Origin of the sequence: Mesorhizobium sp. L103C105A0 (genome assembly GCF_000502215.1) — a bacterium.
In the GTDB taxonomy this organism is placed as follows: domain Bacteria; phylum Pseudomonadota; class Alphaproteobacteria; order Rhizobiales; family Rhizobiaceae; genus Mesorhizobium.
The window spans coordinates 365,675-372,296 of sequence record NZ_AYXF01000005.1; the positions used below are offsets into that span (position 1 = coordinate 365,675).

A 6,622-nucleotide genomic window follows, 5' to 3' on the forward strand; every position below is an offset into this window, starting at 1 on the left:
CATCTCCCGCAGGCCGCGTTTGCCGCTCTCTGCAGTGATCGAAGCTTAGGCGGCAATTCATGCAGCCGCCACCACGGTGTGTCCACCTCACTGATACTTTTTTGACGTTTTTGTGGTCAAGGCGATACGTATGCGAGTACGCGGGAGAGATCAGGCCCCGCTTGCGAGACGGTGACGACGCAAACGATGTCGCCGGCGGCGAGAGCTGGTCGCTCGATTTCGGCTCCGTCACAGTGACAATATGCAAAGGGAGCGGATCGGCATGACAAGGACGTTCACCTACTCCGGCAGCCCTGCGCATATTGTCTTCGGCAATGGCGCGTCGTCCGAGGTGGGCACCTGGATCGAAAAACTCGGCTGCAATCGCGCGCTGGTGCTGTCGACGCCGCATCGGGCTGCCGACGGCGAGGCGCTTGCCAAGTCCCTCGGCGCGCTGGCGGCCGGCACCTTTTCGGGCGCCGCCATGCACACGCCGGTCGAGGTAACCCAAACGGCAATGGCCAAGGCAACCGAGGTCAAGGCTGACTGCGTTGTCGCGCTTGGCGGCGGCTCGACCACCGGTCTCGGCAAGGCGATCGCCTGGCGCACCGACCTGCCGCAGATCGTCATCCCGACCACCTATGCCGGCTCGGAGGTGACGCCGATCCTCGGTCAGACCGAGAACGGCGAAAAAACCACAATGCGTGACGCAAGGATCCTGCCGGAAGTGGTGATCTACGATCCAGAGCTGACCGTCGGCCTGCCGATAGCGATGAGCGTCGCGTCAGGACTCAACGCCATGGCGCACGCGGCCGAAGCGCTTTACGCGCAGGATCGCAATCCGATTTCCACCCTGATGGCGAAAGAAGGATTGCACGCCATGACGGCGGCGCTGCCGGTGTTGACCAAGGAGCCTGGAAACATCGATGCACGCGGCGATGCGCTTTACGGCGCCTGGCTGTGCGGTACGGTGCTCGGCGCCGTCGGCATGGCGCTGCATCACAAGATCTGTCATACGCTCGGCGGCTCTTTCGACATGCCGCATGCCGAGACGCATGCGGTGATGTTGCCGCACACGATCGGCTTCAACGCCGTCGCGGTGCCCGACTTGTTGAAGCCGGTCGCCGACTTGTTTGGCGGCAGCGCGGGCGGCGGTCTCCACGATTTCGCCAAGGCGGTCGGCGCGCCCCTTACATTGAAAGAACTCGGCCTCATGCAGGCCGATCTCGACCGCGCCGCTGAGATCGCGACCAGGAACCCATACTGGAATCCGCGGCCTTTCGACCGCGCCGCAATCCGCGCCCTGTTGCAGGACGCGTGGGAGGGAAGGCGTCCGCAAAACTGACGGCAACAAGCAAGGAACTTACCCGCCGCGAATTCATCAGGATACCGCCACGACGGTGTGCTCGCGGCGGCCTCGCGGTGCCGGCGATCGCCTGCCCTTTCGCATATAGCCGACACGCATGAGTGGCTCCGCCTGATCGGCGCAGGCCGCTCACGGTTTGTGCGCGTGAAAAACTGCGCGGCTCGAAAAGCCCATTGACATCAGCCGTATTTTCGACGCAAACGTTATATTGTTACTGTTATACAGTTACACAGCCCGCCTCTCCGGCGACATACATTTCAGACTGCAAGGAGACCACGGATGCGTCGCATTCCCTTTCTCGCCGCGCTGCTCGTCGCGGTGCCGCTTTTGACCGGCACGGCTGCCCGCGCCGAAGACAAGCTGACCATCGTGGCGGCCGAGAATTTCTATGGCGACCTTGCCCGCCAGATCGGCGGCAGCAACGTCACCGTCACCAGCATCCTGGCCAATCCCGATGACGATCCGCATCTGTTCGAGACCAGCCCGTCGACGGCGCGCACCATCGCCGACGCCAAGATCGTCATCTATAACGGCGCCGACTACGATCCGTGGATGGACAAGCTGCTGTCGGCCTCGACAGCCAAGGATCGCACGACCATCGTCGCCGCCGACCTGATCGGCAAGAAGTCGGGCGACAACCCGCATCTGTGGTACGACCCGGCGACGCTGCCGGCCATCGCCAAGGCGCTGAGCGCCGACCTTGCCAAGCGCGATCCGGCCAATGCCGTGTATTATGAGACGAACCTGAAGGCATTCCAGACCTCGCTCGAGGCCATTGACAAGGAAATCACCGACGTCAAGAACACCTATGCCGGCACCGAGGTGACGGCTACCGAGCCGGTCTTCGGCNGGAGTTCAGACGTGTGCTCTTCCGATCTATGAACGATGCGGAGCCGAGCGCCACGCAGGTGGCGGCGTTCGAAAACAGCCTGAAGGACGGCTCGGCCAAGATCCTGTTCTACAATTCGCAGGTGACCGACGAGGCAACGACAAGGCTGCTCGACATCGCCAGGCAGAACAAGGTCACGGTCATCGGCGTCACCGAGACGGAACCGGCGGGCCAGACGATCCAGACCTGGTTCGGCGGCCAGATCGACGCGGTCCAGAAGGCGCTCGCCGCCCGCACACAATGAATGTGACTGCGAATGAATGTGACTAAATGAACGCAATCGAATTCGACAAGGTCACGCTGACCTATGGGGGACGCCGGGTTTTATCCGACGTCTCCTTTTCTCTACCGCAAGGCGCCTTTGTCGGCCTGCTCGGCGCCAATGGCGCCGGCAAGACGACGATGCTGCGCGCCATTCTCGGCCTGATCAAACCGGCCGGCGGCGCCATTTCGGTGCTTGGCAAATCGCCGACGCGCGGCAACGCCGACATCGGCTATATGCCGCAGGCGCGGCGCGCGCTTGGCGATGTCGGCGTCAGCGGCCTCGACTTCGTGCTGAGTGCCGCCGGCGGGCATCGCTGGGGCTGGCCCGTCGCATCGGCTGCCGAGAAGGAGGCGGCGTGGAAGGCTCTTGAAGAGGTGGGCGCCGGCGACCTTGCGCGGCGGCCGCTGGGCGAGCTTTCCGGAGGCGAGCGCCAGCGCATCCTGATCGCGCAATCCTTGATCGGCAATCCGCAACTGCTGCTGCTCGACGAGCCGCTGATCAGCCTCGATGCAGGCCATCAGCGCGCGATCATCGACCTGGTGCATCAGATCGGCGAGCGGCTCGGCATTGCCGTGCTGTTCTGCTCGCACGAGATCAACCCGCTGCTGCGCGCCGTCGACCGCGTGCTCTATCTCGGCAACCGCAAGGCGGCGATCGGTTCCGTCGACGAGGTCATCAGCGGTCCGGTGCTGTCGAAACTCTATGGCACGCATATCAATGTGGTGCGGGTTGCCGGCCGCATCTTCGTCATGGCCGACGATGTCGAACTGGAGAGCGGGGCGCATGTCCACGATCTTTGACTATGAATTCATGCGCAACGCCTTCTATGCCTGCACCATCGTCGGCATCGTTTCGGGCGCGGTCGGCTATTTCCTCGTGCTCCGGGGCCAGACCTTCGCCGGTCATGCGCTCTCCCATGTCGGCTTTCCCGGCGCCACCGGCGCCGGCCTGATCGGGCTGTCGCCGTTTCTCGGCCTCACCGTGTTTACCGTCGCCGCCGGCATCGGCATCGGCCTGCTCGGCGAACGCGCGCATCGCGACGTCGCCATCGGCATCGTTTTGACGCTGTCGCTCGGCTTGGGCTTGCTGTTTCTGCATTTCTACACCGCCTTCGCCTCGCAGGCGACCAACGTGCTGTTCGGCAATGTGCTGGGCATCAGCCTGCGCACCGTTATCGTGCTTGCGGTGCTGGCGGTGGCGATCCTTGTCGCGCTTTTGCTGATCGCGCGGCCGCTGCTGTTCGCCAGCCTGCAGCCGGAACTCGCCGAAGCGCGCGGCGTGCCGCTCACTCTTGTCTCGACCCTGTTCATGGTGCTGGTCGCCGTCGCCACGTCCGAGGCGGTGCAGATCGTCGGCGTGCTGCTCGTCTTCGCGCTGATGGTGGCGCCTGCAGCCACCGCGCTCAGGCTTACCAGCGGCGTCGGAGCCGGCGTGCTGACGTCCATCGCGCTTGCCGTGATCATCGCCTGGATCAGCCTGACGCTCGCCTTCCTGACCGACTGGCCGACGAGCTTCTGGATCACGGCGCTGGGCGCGGCGGCCTATGTCGTCAGCGGCATGGTCCGGCGCCCGTCGGTCCGAGAGACTCAGAGCGCCGACGCCGGCCCCTGAGGCTTGCCCTCCGGCGGGTCGATCGGGCCGGCTGGAGTGCAAAACTGACGTGAGGGAAATACACCCAAAAAAAGTCAGGTTTACAAATCGGCTCCTGAAACGTTTCAGCCGCGAAAGACAAATTCATCCAATCGCCTAGATCGCGACCTCTGTCGCGCCAAAGGGCCGCTCCGGAGCGGCCGGAACACCCGGAAAACCGCCATTTCAAGCGCATTTTGTAGCGGCGAATGGCGTCCGCGCGGCCGGTTGGAAGCTGGCCGGGAGGTGCAAAGGCGACCCCCCGCGGCCATCGCGGGCGGCGTTGACAGACCGCGGTGCTGCATGCGTATAGCAAGCCATGGGTCACGCCATGGCCGTGGCGGTTGAGACGGGGCTGGGGGGTTTCGTAACAACAGCATTGACGGCCCGGCGCCGGACGGGCGGCATGCACTCTCGAAGTGCGCCGCTCGCTCTTGGCTGACGCGCCGGCGACCCGGCAGCAGTCCTGGCCTGCGTTATCTCGACCAGGCTCCGCAGAACGCCATCGTCTCAGCTTTTCGATCCGCATCGGTTCGAAGCGAACGAGGTGACGCCCTCTTAACCGATATTCGCTTCGCTACGTCCCCCTCCCCCTGCTGGGCGAGGGGGACGCTGGCGATGAACCGCGCCGGCCGACGTGTATCGGCACCGATCAGGCACTCCTGACGACGCGATCAAGCAAGCCTGACGACGAGCCGATCAGGCGACCCTGGCGACGTCGATCAAGCAAGCTTGACTACGTCGATCAAGCAAGCTTGACGACGAAGTGCTTGGTTACCGGCTCGAGGATCTGCCAGGTGCCCTTGAAATCGGCTTCGACCACGAACGCATCGCCCGCACCGACCTCGACAGGCGTGCCGCCATCGGGCGTGATGATGATGCGGCCGGCGATCATGTGCACGAACTCATAGTCGGTGTAGGTGGCGTGATAAGTGCCGGGCGAGGCCCGCCAGGTGCCCGACAGCACCTTGCCGTCGGCGGTGGTGTGCTGCACGGCGGTCTGCATGGTCGGCCGGCCCGCGACAACGATCCAGCCCGGTAAGTCGCCGCCCTCGGCATGCTCGACAGCGCCGAATTTGAAAATGGTGGTGTTGGTCATGGGAGGCTCCGTTTGAATTGCATGGCTGCCGGTTGGATAGCCGATGCGTGTGACGGGGGCAACGCAAGGGCCGACCCCGGATGTCGGAGATTTGGCGAAGGAGGCGGGGACCTAATCTCCCCCATCGAGGGGGAGATGTCGCCGAAGGCGACAGAGGGGGTCGCCGCGCGTGGAGCGCCTGCCTTCACTTGCAGGATTGGGCCGAGTCCGGTCGAACCGACCCCCTCTGGCCTGCCGGCCATCTCCCCCTCAAGGGCATAGGCGCTAAGATAGGTATTGCCCTGCGGAATCGGGTGTGATTCTACACTGCGATGACACACGAATCGCTTGNGCCCGCGAGACGAAGGCGTTCCTGCGCCCGCGCGGCGTCAGGTCGGCGAGCGACCTGTTGCGCCTGACACTGGCTTACTGCCTTGGCAAGGTTGGCCTGCGGGGCGTCGTGGCCTGGGCGGCGGCGAGCGGGATAGCCGACATTTCGGACGTGGCGTTGCTCGGCCGGCTGCGCAATGCAGGACCATGGCTGCAGCAGTTGATTGGGCACCTTTTGAAGCGCGAGGATGCAGGTTTGGCCAAAGGCCGACTGGTTCGCATCCTCGATGCGACAGCGGTTGCCAAGGCCGGTGCGTATGAGAAGAAGAACAATGGTCTTTGGCGCATGCACNTAGCCGACATTTCGGACGTGGCGTTGCTCGGCCGGCTGCGCAATGCAGGACCATGGCTGCAGCAGTTGATTGGGCACCTTTTGAAGCGCGAGGATGCAGGTTTGGCCAAAGGCCGGCTGATCCGCATCCTCGATGCGACAGCGGTTGCCAAGGCCGGTGCGTATGAGAAGAAGAACAATGGTCTTTGGCGCATGCACTGCGCCTTCGAGCTTGAGCGCGAGCAGTTCGACTTCATCGAGATCACCGATCAGAGCGAGGCCGAGTTGATCGACCGCGTGCCGGTGGTGCCGGGCGAGATCCGTATCGGTGACCGCGCCTATCTGCAGGCCGAGCGGATCGCCAAGGTGATGGCGCAAGGCGGCGATGTTGTTGTGCGCGCGTCGTGGAAAAACGCGCGATGGCTCGACGCCAACGGCGAGGCGTTCGATCTCATCAGCCACCTGGAGAACTGCCGGGAGGAAGTCTGCGAAACGCCTGCCCGGCTGGCACTCAAGAAGGGCGAGCCTGTGAAGATGCGCCTGATCGCCTTGCGCAAATCCGAGGCCGCGGCACAAGAAGCGCGGCGCAAAATCAACAAGGAAGCCAGGGCCAAGGGCAACAAGGTTCAACCGCAGACGCTGATTGCGGCCGGCTTCGTCCTGCTTGTGACCTCGCTTGACCGGGAGGAGTTTCCCGCCGATACGGTCCTCAAGCTCTACCGCATGCGCTGGCGCATCGAACTCGCCTTCAAGCG

General features: G+C 63.9%; 5 protein-coding genes. 4 read left to right on the top strand and 1 reads right to left on the bottom strand.

Features of this window, described 5'->3' with window-relative positions; translation table 11 throughout:
• Positions 1–262 precede the first annotated feature (262 nt).
• The 3 genes from X727_RS147400 (at position 263) to X727_RS147390 (ending at position 4,110) form a co-directional block, all read left to right on the top strand.
• Positions 263–1,324: a maleylacetate reductase gene (locus X727_RS147400; RefSeq protein ID WP_023834520.1), complete on the top strand. Its 1,062-nt coding sequence runs from the start codon at positions 263–265 to the stop codon at positions 1,322–1,324.
• 1,180 nt (positions 1,325–2,504) lie between these two features.
• A complete protein-coding gene (locus tag X727_RS147395) occupies positions 2,505–3,299 on the top strand; it encodes an ABC transporter ATP-binding protein (RefSeq protein WP_023685455.1) in 795 nt (264 codons plus the stop codon).
• Positions 3,283–4,110 (top strand): metal ABC transporter permease, encoded by an 828-nt coding sequence (locus X727_RS147390; RefSeq protein ID WP_023685454.1) that lies wholly within the window; start codon positions 3,283–3,285, stop codon positions 4,108–4,110. Before X727_RS147395 ends, X727_RS147390 begins: the two co-directional genes overlap by 17 nt.
• A gap of 763 nt (positions 4,111–4,873) precedes the next feature.
• Here the strand turns inward: X727_RS147390 and X727_RS147385 are convergent.
• Positions 4,874–5,227 carry a cupin domain-containing protein gene (locus tag X727_RS147385; protein WP_023834521.1) on the bottom strand — a complete coding sequence of 118 codons (354 nt, stop codon included), beginning with the start codon at positions 5,225–5,227 and terminating at the stop codon, positions 4,874–4,876.
• A gap of 388 nt (positions 5,228–5,615) precedes the next feature.
• Between X727_RS147385 and X727_RS147380 the strand changes: the two genes are divergently transcribed.
• The coding region (locus X727_RS147380) for a transposase (RefSeq protein WP_155923584.1) at positions 5,616–6,622 on the top strand (1,007 nt) is incomplete at its 3' end.